Consider the following 17,546-nt stretch of genomic DNA (forward strand, 5'->3'; position numbering starts at 1 on the left):
AGGGCCAGCGGCACCGGCAGCGTACGGAGGAATCTCACCACCGGCGGACTCCGTCCCACTCGGCCGCGAACTCCGCACCGTCTGCCGCGTCGATCACGACCAGTCCGGCGCTGCCTGCCGGGATCTGCCCGCCGGCTCCGAATACCCCGGCCACCACCGACGGGTACCCGGGGCGGAGCGCGCCGACGTAGCCGAGGTCGGCGGCGGCGCCCGGCCCGGTGAGGAAGACCAGGGTGTCACCGAGCCGTTCCTGCCGCAGTCGCAGCGTCGTGGTGCGCAGCGGGTCGCCCTCGGTGCCCTGCGCCCCGGGCACCAGGTCGGCGGCGGCGAGCCGGTCCAGGAACTCCCCGGCCCCGTCGGAGTCGGCGACCAGCAGCAACGTCACCGGCAGGTCCTCCCGGCGGGCGGCGACCACCACCGAGGCGGCCGCCTCGCAGGCCGACTCGAACGTCTCGGCGATCCCGTCGACCCGTCCCGGATGGGCACCAGCCCGGTTGTCCAGCAGTACGACGATCCGGGGCAGGCTGGTGTCCAACTGCTCCTTGACCATCAGCTCGCCGACCTTGGCGCTGCTCCGCCAGTGCACCCGGCGCAGTTCGTCGCCGACGACGTACTCCCGGAGTGAGTCGAAGGTGATCGATCCCTGCGGTACCTTGTCGATCCGTCCGTCCATGCTCCGGGCGACCCCGGCCGGCACCGCGGCCAGCGGATGGATCCGGGGATGCACCCAGACCTGCGCGGTCTGGCCGTGCGAGCGGGCCACGGTGATCAGCCCGAGCGCGTCCCGTCCGGTGACCCGCAGCGGGCCGACGTCGATCACGCCGCGCCGGATGGTGGGGACCGGATAGCTGACCGTGGTGTCCCGGCCGGGACGCAGCCGGAGCAGCGGCACCGGCACCGGGTGGGTGCCGCAGCGGTCCTCGGCGATCAGATTGGCCGAGCGGAGCCGGGCGCTGTTGCGCACCGTCAGGGTCATGGTGGCCGGCTCGCCCCGGCCCACCCGGTCGGGATCGGCGACCCGGGTGACGTCGAGCCGGGGCCGCCAGGCGGCGTTGCCGACAGCGCAGGCCACCGCGATGGCGGCGGTGGTGCCGAGCAGGGCGAGTTCGGGGTAGCCGAACCGGAAACCGGCGACGAGGAGGACGGCGGCACCGACGAGCAGACCGATGCCGCGCGAGGTGATCGTCATGACGCCGGGGTCGTCCGGGACGGGCGGGTCAGGTGCCGCACGTCAGGTGCCCGCCGAGGCCAGCTGCCCCGAGGGCAGTGGCACCGGCACCGACGCGACCGCCTCGTAGAGCACGTCGGTCGCGGTGACCCCCCGGACCTGGGCGTCGGGGGAGAGCAGGATCCGGTGTGCGAAGACCGGCTCGGCGAGCGTCTTGAGGTCTTCGGGGAGGATCCAGCCGCGCCCGTCGATCAGGGCGTACGCGCAGGCCGCCCGGGTCAGCGCGATCACGCCCCGGGGGCTGACCCCGACCCGGACCTGCGGGTGGTTGCGGGTCGCCGCGGCCAGCCTGACCGCGTACGCGTAGAGCGGGTCGGCGATGTGCACCCGCTGGGCCATCCGGACCATCTCGCCGACGGTGGCGGTGTCGGTGACCGGCTCCAGCGCCTCCGGCGAGCGCATCGGTGCGCCCCGGAGCACCTCGATCTCGACCGCCTCGTCGGGATAGCCGACGGAGAGCTTCACCAGGAACCGGTCGAGCTGCGCCTCGGGCAGCCGGTAGGTGCCGTCCATCTCGACCGGGTTCTGGGTGGCGACCACCAGGAACGGCCGGGGTACCGGATGCCGGACCCCGTCCACCGTGACGTTGCGCTCCTCCATCACCTCCAGCAGCGCCGACTGGGTCTTCGGGGAGGCCCGGTTGATCTCGTCCGCGATGACGATGTTGGCGAAGACCGGGCCGGGGTGGAACTCGAAACCCCGGCTGGCCTGGTTGAAGATGGTCACCCCGGAGACGTCGGCGGGGAGCAGGTCCGGGGTGAACTGGATGCGCCGCCACTGGCCGTGCACGGTCGCCGCGATCGCCCGGGCCAGGGTGGTCTTGCCCACCCCGGGCACGTCCTCCAGCAGGACGTGCCCCTGGGCGAAGAGCGCGGTGAGCGCCAGCCGGACCACGTGCGGCTTACCCAGCACCACCGAGTTGATGTTGTCGGCGACCCGGGCGGCCAGGTTGGCGAAGCCCTGCACATGGTGCGGGGTAAGCGGCTCGTGGTTGTTCACGGTCGTGGTGCTCCTGACTGGTGGTGCGTGCGGTCAGCAGTTCGGCAGGATGTTGATGTTGTCCCCACCCTCCAGATTGAGCCAGGCGAACGGGATGTAGTTGCGGCCCGAGAAGTTCACCTGAACCCACCAGGTGCTGCGCTTGTGGTTGTTGTAGATGTAGGCGTAGATCTCCGTCCCCTGAACCTTGCAGTACGCCTGCAACCGGCTACTCGGCTTTGCTCGGCCGACCTGCTTGTTGTTGTCCTGTCGGGGTACCGAGAAGATCTCGATTCCATCGCGGCCCTCCCCGTTCCCGTTGCAGTAGGTCGCCTCCGCACCGGAGGTGCCGTTCTTGCAGGTGGCGATGCCGAAGACGGAAGGGGTGGCCTTGCTGACCTTGTCGGTGCCGTCGCCGGCCGCGTTGGTCACGGTCACGGTGAAGCTGTAGTTGGTGCCCGGGGTCAGCCCGGTGACCCGGATGTTGGAGCAGCCGCCGTTGACCGTGGCCCGTCCGGCCGGGGTCACCGAACACTTCGCCGTGCCGCCGCCGTCGATCACGGTGAAGTTGACCGTGACTGAGGTGGCGTCCGCGCTGGTGTCGGTGATAGTGACCCGGGGTTTCGCGACCGTGCTGGCGGTGTCGGTGGCGACGGCGCCGGGACCGGCCTCGTTGATCGCCTGCACCCGGACGGTGACCGGCTGACCGTCGCCCAGCCCTCCCACGGTGGCCTGGGTGTCGGTCACCTCGCTGGTCTTGCCGCCCGCCTCGACCCGGTATTTCGTGATCGGCCGGCCGTTGTCGGCGGGCGGGCTCCAGGTCATCGAGACGGTGCCGCGCGAGCCGGCGACCGTCTTTGCCCTGAGGTTGACCGGCTTCGCCGGGGTGGTGAACGGGACCACGCTGTTGCTGGCCGGCGACGCGGCCGAGCCGGCGCCCTTCTCGTTTATCGAGACGACGGTGAAGGCGTACTGGTTGCCGTAGTCGAGTTCGCCGGCCGGGATCACCAGCTCGGTCTTGGTCGACTCGCCGACCGGGGCGTTGGCGCCGGCCGAGATGGCGGTCACGGCGTACTTGTTGATTTTGTAGCCCTGGCCGTTGGCGGCCGGCCACTTGACCAGTACGGTGCCGTCCGGCCGCTCCTCGGCGGTGACGCTGGCCGGCGGATCCGGCACCTCGGAGGTGGGCACCACCGGGTTGCTCTTCTTCGCCGGACCGGCGCCCTTGGCGTTCACCGCGTGCACCGAGAACTGGTAGGTCTCGCCGTTGGTCAGGCCGGTCACCTCCAGCGAGCGCTGGTTGGCGCCCACCTCGAAGGTCCGGCCGGCGCCCTGCACGACATAACGGGTGATGGCCGCACCGTTGGCCGCGGCGGGTCGCCAGTTCACCCGGGCCTGGGCGTTGCCGGCGGCGGCGGTCACCGACTTCGGCGCGCTCGGCTTGCTGATCACCGGCTTCGGCGGCGGCGGAGGCGGCGGCGGGTTCGGCGGCGGGTCACCACCGAGGACGTCGTTGGCGTACTTGTTGACCTCCTTGACCTGGTGCTTGTCGTCGATGACCCGGGCGACGGCGGAGTTCGGGGCGTTGATGAAGAGGTGGTTCTCCCGAACCTCCAGCTCCAGTGGGCCGTTGGCGCCCGGAATCTCGATCTTCTCCAGCAGCTTTCCGGTGGGGTCGAACGAGTAGACGGTGCCGGTGTCCTTGTCGGCGCAGTAGAACCGGTCCGCCCAGGCGACGGCGGGGCTGAGCTGGGTGCCGCCGCCGGGCACCTTGAACTGCTGCCCGACGGCGCCGTTGTCGGCCACCACGATGTTGCGGTCGTCCGGCACGGTCACCGGCACCCGGAGGCCGGTGGTCCGGGGCGACATCTCGCCCGGGCCGGTGAGCGGCAGCTTGACCGGCCGCTTCTCCTTGCCGCGCAGCGTGGTCAGCGTGTTGGTGGTCCGGTCCAGCACCGCCACGCCGTCGTCGAGAGTGGAGAGGGCCAGGTCGTGGCTCGGGTCGGCGACCGCGTCGTTGAAGACCTGCTCCGGGCTGACGCTGCCGCCCGCGCCACCGCTGTCGGACTCCGGGAGCTTGGCGGCGGTGATGGCGGAGACGGTCCCCTCGCTGGGTACGGCGACCCAGAGCCGCCCGGTGCCGTCGAACTGGCCGCCGGTGATGCCCGGCGGATAGTGGATCTGCTCGCCGACCGGGGTCAGCGACCGGGGGTCGAGCTGGCGCACGATGCCCTGCACCGCGTCGACGACGAACGCCGCGTCCTCGTGCAGGGCCACGTTGACCCCGAGCCCGGCAGTGGTCTTGGTGGTCGCGATGATCTGCAGCGTGGCCAGGTCCAGCGAGCTGACCTGGCCGGTGTTCAGGTCGCGCAGGATCAGCAGCCGGTCGGTCTGCGCGACCTGCATCTGGTGGTTGCGACCCTGCGGGACCTGCACGCGGGTGTCGACCCGGCCGGTGACCCCGTTGACCCGGGCCACCTCGCTCTTGGTCATGCTCCACAGCCAGGAACTGGCATCGTAGCTGGCCACGGCGTTGTCGGCGGCGCCGAGGCCGAGCACGGTCAGCCCCATCGCGGCGGCCAGCGCCGCCACGGTGGCGATGGTGACCAGTCCGCCCCGGAGCCGGGAGCGGCGGCGGGCCGGGGGCGCGCCCGGCGCTACTCCGGCGGGGTCGACCCCGCCGGTGCCGTCACTGCCTGTCAAGCCGTTGTCTGTGGTGACCACAGCCGGCCGCCTCCCCACCCGTGGGCGGTCGTGTCTGACCGCCGTCGTCAGCGAATCTTTCCCGAAACCGCGTGCCATCATAGGGCCCGGGCTTTGCTCGCGGGTACCCGGAACGTGCCGTTGTGGACGGACGCGGCGCGAATTGTGGATAAGCCCGGTCCTCCGCCGTCGTCTCCGCAGGTCAGTGCGGTGGAAACGGTTGTCGAATCGTGATCAGCGTGGCGTCGCCCCGGCGCCGTCCCGCTTCGTGCAGGCGAGATCCGACGGAGCGAATTCGTTGGTCGAATAGACGGCGAGCACCGAGAAGCAGTAATCGAGCTTGGGGTTCAGCGCGTTCACCTTGTATGTGGTCTCGCCGGCACTGAGCGTAGTCATCGGCTTGGTCTGCTGGCCGGCACGGGCACCCGCGACGACGAACGGCACGGTCCCGCCGCTCGGGTCGGTCCAACTGACGGTGATAGCGGTGCCCTCGTCGATCAGCTTCACGTCGGTCGGCGGTTCACCGGCGACGACCGGCTCGCCGCGCTCGTCGGTCGGTCCCTGCTCCGGCGAGCCGCTCTTGTCCACCACCACCGCGACCACCACCACGATCGCGGCGACCACCGCCGCGGCGGCGGCGACCGCGGCGGCCACCGTGGAGCCACGGCCACGATTCGGCTCGGGGGCCGGAGCCGGCGGGGTGGGGCTGGGGGTCGGGGTGATCACCGGGTACGACTCGAGCTGCGCGACCGACTGCGCCGAGTACGGCGGGTACGTCGACGGCGCCTGCTCGGCGGGGCTCGGGGCGTACGACGAGGGCTGTGGTTCGGCCGGCCGCCCCGACGCCGGTTCGGTGCCCGGCAGGTACGCCGGGGAGGTGGCGGCCGACTGGAACAGGCCACCGCCGGCCGGTCGGGTCGGCGGTGCGGACAGTGGCGGCGTGGCGGTTGGCGCCGAGACCGGTGGCGGGGGTGCGGGTGGCGCCGACAGCGGTGCGGGCGGGGCGGACAGTGGCGCGGGCGGTGCCGAGAGCGGCGCGGCGGGTGCCGGCGCGACCGGTTCCGGGGCGCTGCCGCCCGGTGCCTCGCCGAGGTAGTCCCGGGCCGCCCGGACCTGCCAGTGGTCGTCGCCGAGCACTCCCGGCCCGAGCGAGGCGACCCGGCCGAAGTTCCGGCGCGCCTCGTGCCGGTTGCCCAACTCCTCGGCGACGGCGCCCAGTTCGAAGCTGAGCGACAGCATCAACGGATCGGCCTCGCCCCACCGACGCTGCCCGTCGACCAGCGCCTCTTCGAGCAGCCGCCGGGCCGCCGCCGGATCGTCGGCCTCCCGGTGCCACCGTGCCAGTATCCCGACGGTGGCGAGCACCTCCGGATGGTCCTTGCCGTACGCGGGCCGAGCCGCGTCGAGTGCCTGTGCGAGCAGACGTCGGGCGCCCGGATCGTCACCGCCGTCGCGGAGCGCCCGGGCCCGGCCCTGTACGGCGGCAAGTTGTGGAGGCTGAGACACGCCCGTCATGCTGCCCCCTGGACGGGGTGCCGCGCCAGCCGGGGCACTGTTCCGCCGCGCCGCTCCGACGCCTCACCAGACTCCGCACTGCCACCGGTAGGCCGCTGACCAGGTCCGACTCGGCTGTCGATCGGTCGGGGTCGAAGTTTCACGCCATCCGGTTCCCACCCTTCGGCGTCGGTGCGGCAGACGCCGCTCAGGGCGTACCGGAGCAGGCCGTAGCCCGCATCCGCCAGATCAGGCCGTGGTCCGGACCGGGTGGGGCCGGTGCGTCCGCGCCGGCCCCACCCGCAGTCCACTCCGGTCGCCTCGCCGGGTCAGCGGCTCTGCAGGGCGTCCAGGCCGACGGCCATCGCGATGACCAGCCGGCGGTCGAGCTGCGGCAGGTGGACCTCGATCACGTACCGGTCGCGCAGGCCCCACTTCTTCACCACCGAGAACGCGGGCTGGCCGCCGATGGTGAAGTCGAAGTGGTACGGCAGCCAGGACAGCGAGTCGATGAACCGGCGCAGCAGTGCGACCGGCAGGCTGCGCTCCTGGCCGGTGGCCTGCCCGAGGCCCGGCTGCTCGACGTGCCAGGTGGAGCGGAGCAGCGACGCCTTGAAGTCCTTGCGGAACAGGCCGATGGGGGTACCGGCGGCGTCGGTCACGTCGTACGTCGCGCCGAGGTCCATCACCTGACGGGCCTTGAAGCCGAGTACCGGCTGCTGCTTGGTGTCGTCCGCGTAGAGCGTCACCTGCTCCTTGAAGGCGAGCCGCTTCTGCTGCGCGAAGGCCAGCAGTTCGCCCTCGGAACCGTCCGGGTTGACCGCGTGTACCTCGTACTGGTTGACCATGAACCGGACCCGCTGCCGGACGTGGAACTGGCGTTGGGACTGGAGCACATCGAGCTGCATGGGCAGATTCCTTTTTCTATGGGGGTGTCCGGCGTGGTGCGGCCGGCATGATCGCCACCTGCTGTGCAGGCGCAGCCTCGGAGTGTGGCACAGCGGGGCGACACTGCGCCGCCCGGTCAGGAGGCTACCGCGCTGCCCTCGCCGACCAGCCGGAGCAGGTCGAGGTCGAGCACGAGCAGCCGCCGGTAGCCGGTCCGGACCAGGTCGCGGCGGCGCAGCGCACGGAGGGCCTTCTGCAGGGTCACGTCCGCGACCCCGACCATCGAGGCCAGCTCGGGCTGGCTGAGCGCGACGCCGACCAGGATGCCCCGGTCGACCGGCTGCCCGCAGGTGGTGGCGATCTCGGCGAGCATCCGGGCCACCCGCACGTCGGCCGGGTACGCGGTGAAGTCCGCCCGGCGCTGGTTGGCCCAACGCAACCGCTCGCCCATGATCGCTCCCATGTGCAGGGCCGCACCGGGATGCCGTCCGAGGAAGCGCTCGAACGCGGCCCGGGAGACGACGTTCGACACCACCCGCCCGCAGGTGGTGACCGTGGCGGTACGCGGCCGGCCGGTCAGTGCCGCGGTCTCGCCGAGGATGTCGCCGGGCATCCGGATCGCGAGCAGGGTCTCGAAGCCCTGCACCGCCGTGGTCACCTTGACGAAGCCCCGGCGGAGCAGTTCGACGTGCGTGTCGTCGGCACCCTCGCGGATCAGCCGCCGGCCGGCCGGAAACTCCCGGGGCACCCCGAGGGCCAGCAGTTCGTCGCGGTCGGCGGGGGAGAGCCGGTGCAGGAAACTGCCGGGTGCCAGGGTCTGGGCTCGTGGCTGCGCGACACCGGACATGTGCGCCCCAACGGATCGATCGACGCGACGAGGATTACCCGCCGGATAGTACCCGACGGGTGCACCACGTCACCCCGGGTGCGCGCCGCCCGCCGACCGGGACAACGACTGCACCTGCCGTTCCGCCTCCACCACCCGGTGCGTCGCCGGCAGGTAGCGCAGCCGCCGTTCCCGCAGCGCCGCCCGGGCCGTCCGCAGCGCGCCCGCCGGGTCCCGGTACGCCTGCGCCCGGGCGAGCACCAGCAGCGGGCGGCCGAGGTCGAGGTCCGGGTACCGGCGGGCCAGCACGGCGGCGAGCCGCGCCTCCCGTTCTGCCGGTCGGGCCCGGCCGAGCGCGGTGAGCACCTCGGCCCGGACGAGTTGGGCCCGCAGTGCCGCGCGGCCGTGCCGGCCGTGCCGCCACCAGTCGTACCGGCGGATCGCGTCCGCCTCGTCCAGCGCCGGCCGGGCGCGGGCGGGGTCGGAATCACCGGCCGCCAGCCGCAGCCGGGCGCACAGCACCTCGGCGAGGACCAGCCGGGCCTGCCAGGTCACCTCGTGCCCGGCGCCGTAACCGGAGCCGCGCCGCTCGATTTCGGCCCGGATCAGCCGGTGCGCCTCGGCCAGGTCCGCCGCCGGTTCGTGCCGCTTCAGGTGCGGGTCGAAGGCGCCGTACCGGGCCCGATCGAGCAGTGCTGCGGCGTGGTCGGCGACCGCGACGCCGAACTGGTGCGCGCCGACCGGCCGCCGGCGGCGCAGCTCGACCTCGTCCCGCCGGAGCTGCACCACCAGGTCGAGGTCGCCGGGTTCGCCCCGCCGGCGCAGCGCGTGCACGTACTCTCGGCGGATCGCGAGCAGCGTCCGGTGGTGTTCCGGTAGCGCCGCCCCGGCACGTTCCCGCAGGTCCAGCCAGGCGGCGAGGGAGTCCAGGACCGGTCGGCCGGGACTCGACGCCCGTTCCAGGGCGCACTCGGCCCGCAGCGTCAGCTCGGCCGACTCGCCGAGCTGCTCCGTCGCGGCCCGGTGCAGCACGGCGAGCCTGGTCGGGTCGGCGCCGTGTAGCAACACGGTGTGCAGCCGCGCCTCGAACCGGGCCACCAGCTCGGCGTCGGTCGGCCCGGCCGCCCCGGCCACCGGGTCCCCGTCCGGCACGCGGCCGGTGCCGCCGGTCACCGCAGCCGCCGAGGGTCCCGGGCGGACCGGTCGTCCGCCTCCTCCACCAGCAGTTCCACCGCGTCCCGGACCAGCGCCGTGGCCAGCTCGCGCACCGGCGCCGACTGCTCCGGACGCAGGGTACGCAGTTCCTCGCGCAACCCGTAGATCTGCTCGGCCAGCCCGACCAGCAGCCGGTCCGGGCTCGCGGCACGCCCCGAGACGGTGCCGAGACCGTCGCGTACCACGGCCAGTACTCCGCCGCCGACCTCGGCGAGCGGTCCGGCGGCGGCGCGCAGTGCGCTGCTCAACACGGCGAAGGCCCGGTTCGGGCTGATCCGGCCCCGCTGGATCGACACCAGGTCCTCGACCGCGCAGAGCGGTGGCGCGTACCCGAGCGCGCCGGCCAGCCCTGGGTTGTGCCGGGCCCACTCGACCAGTACGGCGACCAGCGACTCGGCGGCGGCCCGTCCGGTACCGGGCTGGAGCTGGTCGAGCCACCCCTCCCGGTACGGCCAGTACGACCACACCTTGGTCTCGTCGACGAGCTGGTCCACGGCGGTGTCCCGCAGGTAGCAGAGGGCGAGCTGATGGGCCGGGGACGTCTCCACCCGCAGCACCTCCTCGACCAGGGTGTGCCGGGCCTTGCGGCCGGTCACCTCGTAGAACGTGCTCCGGCTGCCCTTCGGCCGAACGGCGGCGACGATCTCCCGCCAGGTCGGCGCGGTGGTCCGGGGCACGGCCAGCAGTTCGGCGACGGCGCGGTAGTAGACGGTCCGGGTTCGCCAGTGGGCGCGTTCGGTGCTGTCCGTACCGGCCAGCCGCCGGCGCCAGCGCCCGCTCACCGTGTCGGCCAGCCCGTACGGCACCGGGGTTGACGACAGATGCATCCGACTCTCCTCTCGGCTGGGCCGAGCGTGGCAGGGCACGGACGGGCAGATCACGTACCAGTAAGGGGTCTGCCCGTCGGGTGTCGGACGGCAGGGTCTACCGGGGCCGGTCGCTACCGGCCCTGATAGCGGAAGCCGGCCCAGGCGGCGGGACCGACCTCGCCGACCGGGCCGGGCAACACCGGGGCCAGGTGCGGCGGCGGGACCCGGTCCGGGTCGAGCAGCCAGCGGTAGCTGGCGTGCACCGCCTCCGCCGGTGCCATGCCGCAGTCGGCGAGGAAGTGGTGCACCATCGCCAGCAGCGCCGGATGCCCGGCCGGCCCACCGGTCCAACCCGATCCGGCGACCCCGGCCGCACCGCTCGCGATCAGTGCGGTGGCCGGGGTCAGCGCGATGTCGTAGCCCTCGCCGAGCAGATCGGTGCCGTCCAGGGATGCGGTGACCAGCCCACCGGTCGGTCCGCCGGCCGGGTGCCGGAGCAGGCGCCCCGCTGGCAGGGCCTCCGGTGGCTGCCCGGGCTCGGCGCCGGCCAGCTCGAACCACGGGCCGGTGGGTGGCGCGGCCAGCACGGCTCGGCAGGCCAGATGCACCAACGACGGGCCGGCGGAGGCCCGGGAGAGGGTCTCGCGCAGGCCCTCCGGGGTGGCCGGCCGGTCGGCCGGGTCGCCGGTGTGGCCGAGCCCGGACGACCTCGGGTAGAGCAGCCGGCGTACCGCCAGCGTGGCGTACGCGGCGGCGCCGTCGTGGCCGAGCGGGTTGACCAGGAACACCGGGTCTCGGGTCACCGGCGGCGGGATTCGACCGCTGGCCGCGACGAGTTCGGCGGCCGAGCTGGCGTAGCCGAGTACCAGCGTGGCGCCGGCGTACCGGTGTGTCGCCGGCCCGGTGGACTCGCGGGCGGCATGCCACGGCACCCGGCCGAGCGGACCGTGCGGCACCAGCACCAGCCGAGCCGGACGCTCCGATCCGACGCTCTCCGGCAGGCTCTCCAGCAGGGGCCCGATGGCGGCGGGCCAGGCCCAGTCGCAGACCTCGGGCAGCGCCGGCCCGGGATCGGTGCCGGCGAGGAAGCGGGCGACCGGACCGCCCGGCGGGACCGCCAGGCCGGGCGGGGAGAGCGTGCCGACCTGGCCGGCGGCGCTGACCCAGACCACCCGGCCGGGGAGCAGGTAGGCCAGCAGGTCCGCGCCGACGTCCCGGAGCGCGGCGGCGGTCTCCGGCACCGTCGGTACCGCAGCTGCCGCGAGGCCGAGCGCGGCGTGTACCCGCTGGTGCAGTGCCGGCGGCGGGGCCAGGTCGAACAGGTCGCACAGGGCGGCCGGCACCAGCGGGGTGGGTTCGGCCCGGCGCCACTCGGCCGCGAGGTCCGGCTGCCCGGCCTCGACCAGCCGGTCCGGTACGTCGCCGGCCGTGGTCGCCGCGAGCGTGGTCAGGGCGCGGACCAGTTCCACCGCCTCGGCGGCCCCGTCCCGCCACCCGTCGGCGGCGCACCAGTCGGCAACGGTCAGCCCGAACGCCGACGCGGCCCGGGCCACGGCCGGCCGCCGTTGCGCGCCGGGCTCCGTCGGCAGTGCCTCGGCGGCGGCCCGCAGCGCGGCCAGCCCGGTCCGGGTGGCCCGCTCGTGGCCGCCGCGCCCCGTCTCCGCCCACCGCCGGTACGCGACCGCCAGATCGCGCAGCACCGACTGGGTCAGGTTTCCCGGACGGTCGGCCAGCTCCTCCCGCGCCTGCCCGAGGTGGCGGACGGCGAGTTCCAGATCGGACGTGGCGGCGCCGGAGACGGCCCGGGTCAGGTGCGCGGAGCCGAGCGCGGCGAGCAGCACGGTACGGCCGATCGGCAGGCGTTCCCCGGCGACATCGAGGCTGCCGGTCAGCAGCTCCACCGCCCGGTCGGCGGCGGCCGGGTCGCCGGCCCGGGCCGGTGGCAGCGCCGCGAGCCCGGCCAACGCCACCAGCCCGGGGCGGTCGGTGTGGTAACCGGGCACCGCGCGTACGGCCGCGTCCAGCAGGTCGGCGGCGCGGGCCGGGCCGTCGGCACCGGCCCGCACCAGGTGGCCGAGGGCGAGCCCGGCGGCCAGCCGGCTCCGCCAGGGGTACGCCTCCGGTACCGCGCCGAGCGCGTCGTGCAGGGCGTCGACCGCTGTGCCGAGCCCCGCCCGGTCGCCGTCCCGGACCGCCTCGGCGAGCCGCCCGAGGCAGCGCAGTGCGCGTACCACCGACAGTCGGTGGTGGTCCGCCCCGGTGGCGTGCTGCTGCGCCGCCAGCACCTGGCCGGTCAGCTCGACGAGTTGTCCGGGGTCGAGCCGGGCGTGGGCCGGGCCACCGAGGGCGTACCGGTGGTCGACCAGCACGCCGAGCAGCCCGAGCGCGGCCGGGGCCATCGGGGAGCCGGGGGTGAGCCGGGTGACCGACTCCCGCAGGTGGCCGGCGGCGCGGCGGAGGTCGTCCGGCCGTCCGGCCCAGTGGCCCCGCAGGGCCAGGGCCAGCGCGGCCAGCAGGTGCTCACCGCTCCGGCCCGAGGGCTCCGCTCCGGCGTCGCCCAGCACCGACTCGGCCAGCGCGACGACCCGGTCCGCCGGTCCGGCCGGCCGGTAGGCCAGCGCCGCCAGGGTGGCGTCGACCAGCAGTACGGCGGTGGCCTCCGGCAGGCTGCCGTCCTCGCCCAGCTCCCGCAGCCGGGACATCCGGGACAGGTGCCCGGCGCTGCCGGGGTCGCCGCCCTCGCCGGTGAGCCGGGCGAGCTCCTGCACCAGGGCCGGCAGCATCATCCGGACCCCGGAGTGCTGCTCGATCAACTGCTGCATGGCGTTGCCCAGCGAGCCCGGCTCGGCCGGGTCGCCGAAGCGCTGGGTGAACATCCCGGCCCGCATGGCGGCGAGCTGGTCGTGGCCCGGGGCGCCGGGGCCACCGACGTCCATGGCCTGCCGGAGCGTCCGCATCATGCCGTCGAGGTCGAAGCTCGCGGCCGGGCCGCCCAGCCCGGAGAGGCTGCGGATCAGGTCGACCTGGGAGAGCATCAGCGCTCCCATCTGGTGGATCTGCGGCTGCACCGGCGGCGCGTCGACAAGTTGCCGGAACAGGCTGGCCGCGAGGTCGAGGTCGCGGCGCCGGGACTCCTTGTCGCCGCGCTGCATCGCGGTGACCATGGCGAAGACGTCACCGATGTCGACTGTCCGGGCGCCGCCCACCATCCCGGCCTGCGGCATCGCCCGCAGTTGCAGCAGGGTGCCGCAGAAGTACCGGCCCACCTCCAGGTCGGCGGCGGGCAGGTCCGGATGGGCCATCGACTCGACGAACAGGTCGATCGCCTCGTCCCGGTCGGCGTCGGACCTTCCGCCGCCGACGAACCTCATTCCCAGCAGCCGGGCCAGTACGGTGGCGACCTGCGGCCGCCACGGGTCCCGCTCGGCGAGCAGCCCGTACGCCTCCCGCAGCGCCGCCACCGAGTCGTCGAGGTCGGTGGCGGCGCTCGGCAGGTTGTGCTGCGTCGCCCGCCCGTAACGATCGGCGTACGCCCGACCCAACTCGAGCAGCGGTCCGATCCGGGCAGTGCCGGAGACGCCCGACAGCGCGGCCCGGAGCCGGCCGATCCGTTCGTCGGTGCCAGGGGTATTGATCATCGGTTTCCTCGGGGAATTCGTCACCGGCGATCGGAACCGGATCGGGTACGGCCGGAAAGGGACGGCGTCGCGCCGGCCGAATTCGGTATACCGCACCGGACACCGCGATCACAATGTACCGATGGGCCAACAGATTCCGGCCGGTGCGTTCCATCCAATGGCTGAATTCCCCGGAATGGCGCCGATCTCTGGAGTGACTGGTCCGGGCCGCTCGTCGCAGTACCCATTCGATTGTTGAATCGCCGGTGCCGGCGGTGCCACGCTCGTCCGTGCCGAGACCGGTCCCATTCCCGGATCTGGGCACCGCACGAACTCCGCTCTCCACCCCGGCACGAGATCTCCGGATGGCCGCACGAACCGGATCTGTCCACCCGAGCCAGAAAGTGACGCCATGGCCCACACCTCGGAGGACGCGACGGATCTGGACCGGGCCCCGATCCGTCCGGCAGACCTGCTCGCCTCGGTCACGCTCCATCCGACCGACGGCCGGGGCAGCCCGGACCCGGCGGCCGAGCCGACCGCTACAGTCCGTTGTGGACGTCCGCTCAGCTATCCGGTGCCGGCCGGGGACCTGCCGGTGGCGCTGCGGCAGCGGATCGCCGCGACCGGGGAGCGCTGCTTCGGAGTGCTGTTCGCGTTCGACCTCGCCGCGCTGCCGCCCGGCCACCGGTACAGCAGTGCCCGGCTCCAGGTACGGCTGGCCGACCCCCGGGTCATCGCTCTCCGGCTCGACCAGGACGCCGACACCCTCGGCCTCGGGTACGGGCCGGACGGGATGTTCCCGGCCTCCGGCGCGGCCGCCCGGGCACTGGTGGCCGGCCGGGACCGCCCCGGCTGGCTGGGCCGGCTGCTGCCCCGCTCGGGTGAGGCCCGGCCCTGGCCCACCGGCACCCAGAGCCACCGCTTCGGCTGGGCCTACCACGACCCGGAGGGCGACCACCCGGTGCCGCACCACCTCGTGCTGCATGCCCTGGTCGCGGCGCCGGCCGGCACGGCGGAGCTGACCGGCACGCTCGCGGTGCAGGTCGAGGTGGTGCGTTCGCTGCGCGGGCGGCGGCACCCGCTCCCCGGCGACCTGCGCGAGGCGGTGCCGTTCACCGAGCCGCTGCCGATCGTCGCCACCGGACCGACCGGTGCGGCGGTACGGCTCTGCGTCGCCGCCGACGTCGAGGGGTACAGCCGGCGCGGCAACGCCGCCGCGGCCCGGATCCAGCGGCACCTGGTCCGGCTGCTTGCCAGCGCCCGGCGCCGGGCTGGGGTCGACGAGTCCACGGTGGACCTCCAGCCGCAGGGCGACGGCCAGTTCGCCGTACTGCCGGCCGGGATCGACGAGTCCGTGGTGGTGCCGGGGTTCCTGGCCGGGCTGCCGCCGGCACTGGCCGAGGCGAACCGGCAACTCGGCGACGACGCCATCCGGCTGCGGGTGGCGCTGCACCGGGGGCTGGTCGAGCCGGGCGCCAACGGCTGGGTGGGCAGCGCGGCGATCGCCGTGCACCGGCTGCTCGACTCGGCACCGGTACGCGCCGCGCTCCGCGAGCATCCCGGCCCCGGTTTTGTCGTCGTGCTCCCCGACTTCCTCTATCAGGACGTCGTGCTGCCCGGCCCGATGCCGGCCGACGACTTCCGGGACATCACCGTCGAGTTGCCGGAGAAGAACTTCGTCGCCCGCGGCTGGCTGCGGGTCTGTGACCTGTCCGGCTGAGAGGGGAGCCATGCCCGCGCTGTACGCGCTGCTGGTCGGGATCGACCGGTACCGGAGGGTGGCGACGCCGCTCGGCGGATGCCGCAACGACGTGACCGCGGCGGCGGAGTTCCTGCGGCACCGGGTCGACCCGGGCACCGAACCGGTGATCCGGCAACTCTGCGACGAGGAGGCCACCCGGGCGGCCGTGATCGACGGCTTCCGCTCGCACCTGCGCCGGGCCGGCCGGGGCGACACCGCGATGTTCTGGTTCAGCGGCCACGGGTCGTACGCCCCGGTCTGGCCGTCGGTCTGGCATCTGGAACCGAGCGGCGAGTTGCAGACGCTGCTCTGCGTGGACAGCCGGCACGACGGCGTACCCGACCTCTACGACAAGGAGATCGCGGTACTCACCGACGAGGTGGCGGCGAGCGGCGCGCACGTGGTGCTGGTGCTGGACTCCTGCCACTCCGGCGGGGCGAACCGGTTCGGGGCGGCCACCCGGGCGGCGCCCCGGGTCGAGGAGCCGCCGCCGCTGGAGTCGCTGCTGCCGGAGTTGGTGACCCGGGAGGCCGACGGGACGGTCAGCGGCGTCTACGCCGGCCGGGCCGAGCACGTCGCGCTGGCCGCTTGCCGGCACGACGAGCAGGCCGTCGAGACCCTGCACTACAGCGACCGGGCGCGCGGCCTGTTCAGCGCGGCGCTGCTCACCGTGGCCGGGCGGCTCGGGTCGGGGGCGACGTACCGGGAACTGCTGACCGCGGCCCGGTGCGAGGTGGAGAACCTGGTCGGGCACCAGGTGCCGCAGCTTTTCCCGGTGGCCGGTACCCTGGCCGACCAGCCGTTCCTGGGTGGCCGGGTGCGGACCGTCGGCGCCAGCATGACGATGCGGTTCGTCCGGGGCGACTGGGAGCTGGACGCCGGGACCTGTCACGGGCTGCCCGGCACCGATCCGGACGGCGCACTCCGGGTCGCGCAGCGCGGTGTGCTGCCGGTCCGGGAGGCCCGGGTGACCCGGGTGCTGACCGAGCGGAGCGTCGTCCGTCCGGTGGGCTGGCAGCCGGACCGGGAGCGGCAGTACCCGGTGGTGGTGAGTTCGGTCCCGCTGCCGCCGACCACGGTGGCGGTCGACGACACCGACCGGGCCGCGGCGGCCCGGCTGGTCGCCGCACTGGACCGGGCCGGCCCGGGCGGCGGGCCCTCCCCGCACCTGCGGGTCGTCGATCCGGCCGCCGGGCCGCCGCCGGAACTGCGGGTGGTGCTGCCCGTGCCGGACCGGATCCGGATCTGCGACGACGACGGCGTACCGCTCGCCGGTGACCTGGTCGGTGCCGATCTGGTCGAGCGGGCGGTCCGGGCGCTGGAGCACATCGCCCGCTGGCGCCAGGTCCGCGCGCTGGCCAACCCGCTGTCCGGGCTGGCCGGCGGGGTGACCCTGGAACTCGTCCCCACCCGTCCCGGGGACGGGGTGGTGCCGCTGCACCGGCCGGGACTGCCGGCCGGCGGGGACGGCGCGGTCCGGCTCCGCTACCGGTACGCCGACGGCCGCTGGTGGCCGCCGACCGCCTTCGTCCGGATCCACAACGGCACCGACCGGCGACTCTACTGCGCATTGCTCGACCTGACCGAGGGGTACCGGATCCATCCCGACCTCTTTCCCGGAGGCTTCGTCGCCCCCGGTGGCACCGCCGCCGCACTCGACGGCCGGCCGATCCGGTTCACCCTGCCGGCCGGACGGCCGACGACACCCGGCGGGCGCACCCGGGACTGGCTGAAGCTGCTGGTCGCCGAGGAGGCGTTCGCCGCCCGGCCGTTCCAGATGCCACCGCTGCACGAGCCGTGGCCGGCCGACTCCCGCGCCCCGACGGCCCTGCTCGGCGTCCTCGACCGGCTGGGCCGGCAACTGGTGCACCGGGACGCCGTACCGGACACGCCCGCCGCGTACGACTGGACGGCGACCACCCTGCCGGTGCTGACCGAGGTGCCGGCGGCCGAGGACCCGCCGCGTCCCCGGGTCCGGCCGGACGGCCGGACCCGGCCCGGCCCGCTGCCCGCGCCGGTGGACGGTCACCGCTGAGGTTCCCCA

General features: G+C 74.2%; 11 protein-coding genes. 2 read left to right on the top strand and 9 right to left on the bottom strand.

The annotated features are described in order from the left end of the window. Positions 1 to 34 precede the first annotated feature (34 nt). From AAH979_RS32145 to AAH979_RS32185, 9 genes are all read right to left on the bottom strand, one after another. Entirely contained in the window at positions 35 to 1,189 is a 1,155-nt protein-coding gene (locus AAH979_RS32145; RefSeq protein ID WP_346261890.1) for a DUF58 domain-containing protein, read from the bottom strand. 42 nt (positions 1,190 to 1,231) lie between these two features. Continuing rightward, the gene (locus AAH979_RS32150; protein ID WP_346261891.1) at positions 1,232 to 2,227 is read right to left on the bottom strand and encodes a MoxR family ATPase; all 996 of its coding nucleotides are present in this window, start codon (positions 2,225 to 2,227) and stop codon (positions 1,232 to 1,234) included. Between the two features lie 33 nt (positions 2,228 to 2,260). Continuing rightward, positions 2,261 to 4,816, bottom strand: a complete 2,556-nt coding sequence (locus tag AAH979_RS32155) for a fibronectin type III domain-containing protein (protein ID WP_346261913.1) — start codon at positions 4,814 to 4,816, stop codon at positions 2,261 to 2,263. Positions 4,817 to 5,143: 327 nt separating this feature from the next. Beyond that, complete coding sequence (locus AAH979_RS32160) at positions 5,144 to 6,415, bottom strand: tetratricopeptide repeat protein (RefSeq protein WP_346261892.1); 1,272 nt, start codon at positions 6,413 to 6,415, stop codon at positions 5,144 to 5,146. A gap of 317 nt (positions 6,416 to 6,732) precedes the next feature. Further along, complete coding sequence (locus AAH979_RS32165; protein ID WP_346261893.1) at positions 6,733 to 7,311, bottom strand: hypothetical protein; 579 nt, start codon at positions 7,309 to 7,311, stop codon at positions 6,733 to 6,735. A 116-nt stretch (positions 7,312 to 7,427) separates the two neighbouring features. Continuing rightward, complete coding sequence (locus AAH979_RS32170; RefSeq protein ID WP_346261894.1) at positions 7,428 to 8,138, bottom strand: Crp/Fnr family transcriptional regulator; 711 nt, start codon at positions 8,136 to 8,138, stop codon at positions 7,428 to 7,430. Between the two features lie 69 nt (positions 8,139 to 8,207). Then, positions 8,208 to 9,290 carry a hypothetical protein gene (locus AAH979_RS32175; RefSeq protein WP_346261895.1) on the bottom strand — a complete coding sequence of 361 codons (1,083 nt, stop codon included), beginning with the start codon at positions 9,288 to 9,290 and terminating at the stop codon, positions 8,208 to 8,210. Continuing rightward, on the bottom strand, positions 9,287 to 10,159 hold the full coding sequence (locus AAH979_RS32180; protein ID WP_346261896.1) for a hypothetical protein: 873 nt from the start codon (positions 10,157 to 10,159) through the stop codon (positions 9,287 to 9,289). The genes AAH979_RS32175 and AAH979_RS32180 overlap by 4 nt, the downstream gene beginning before the upstream one ends. Positions 10,160 to 10,272: 113 nt before the next feature. Next, a complete protein-coding gene (locus AAH979_RS32185; protein ID WP_346261897.1) occupies positions 10,273 to 13,779 on the bottom strand; it encodes a CHAT domain-containing protein in 3,507 nt (1,168 codons plus the stop codon). 391 nt (positions 13,780 to 14,170) lie between these two features. On the opposite strand from AAH979_RS32185, the gene AAH979_RS32190 reads away from it, so the two are divergent. Next, complete coding sequence (locus AAH979_RS32190; RefSeq protein WP_346261898.1) at positions 14,171 to 15,481, top strand: hypothetical protein; 1,311 nt, start codon at positions 14,171 to 14,173, stop codon at positions 15,479 to 15,481. A gap of 10 nt (positions 15,482 to 15,491) precedes the next feature. Beyond that, positions 15,492 to 17,537, top strand: coding sequence for a caspase family protein (locus AAH979_RS32195; RefSeq protein ID WP_346261899.1), 2,046 nt, complete (start codon positions 15,492 to 15,494; stop codon positions 17,535 to 17,537). Positions 17,538 to 17,546 lie beyond the last annotated feature (9 nt).

The organism is Plantactinospora sp. ZYX-F-223 (genome assembly GCF_039649625.1).
GTDB lineage: Bacteria > Actinomycetota > Actinomycetes > Mycobacteriales > Micromonosporaceae > Plantactinospora.

Bases quoted from the DNA above. Each gene is read 5' to 3' on its own strand.
- AAH979_RS32145 (WP_346261890.1), bottom strand. From the start codon at position 1,189: ATGACGATCACCTCGCGCGGCATCGGTCTGCTCGTCGGTGCCGCCGTC.
- AAH979_RS32165 (WP_346261893.1), bottom strand. From the start codon at position 7,311: ATGCAGCTCGATGTGCTCCAGTCCCAACGCCAGTTCCACGTCCGGCAG.
- AAH979_RS32170 (WP_346261894.1), bottom strand. From the start codon at position 8,138: ATGTCCGGTGTCGCGCAGCCACGAGCCCAGACCCTGGCACCCGGCAGT.
- AAH979_RS32180 (WP_346261896.1), bottom strand. From the start codon at position 10,159: ATGCATCTGTCGTCAACCCCGGTGCCGTACGGGCTGGCCGACACGGTG.
- AAH979_RS32185 (WP_346261897.1), bottom strand. From the start codon at position 13,779: ATGATCAATACCCCTGGCACCGACGAACGGATCGGCCGGCTCCGGGCC.
- AAH979_RS32190 (WP_346261898.1), top strand. From the start codon at position 14,171: ATGGCCCACACCTCGGAGGACGCGACGGATCTGGACCGGGCCCCGATC.
- AAH979_RS32195 (WP_346261899.1), top strand. From the start codon at position 15,492: ATGCCCGCGCTGTACGCGCTGCTGGTCGGGATCGACCGGTACCGGAGG.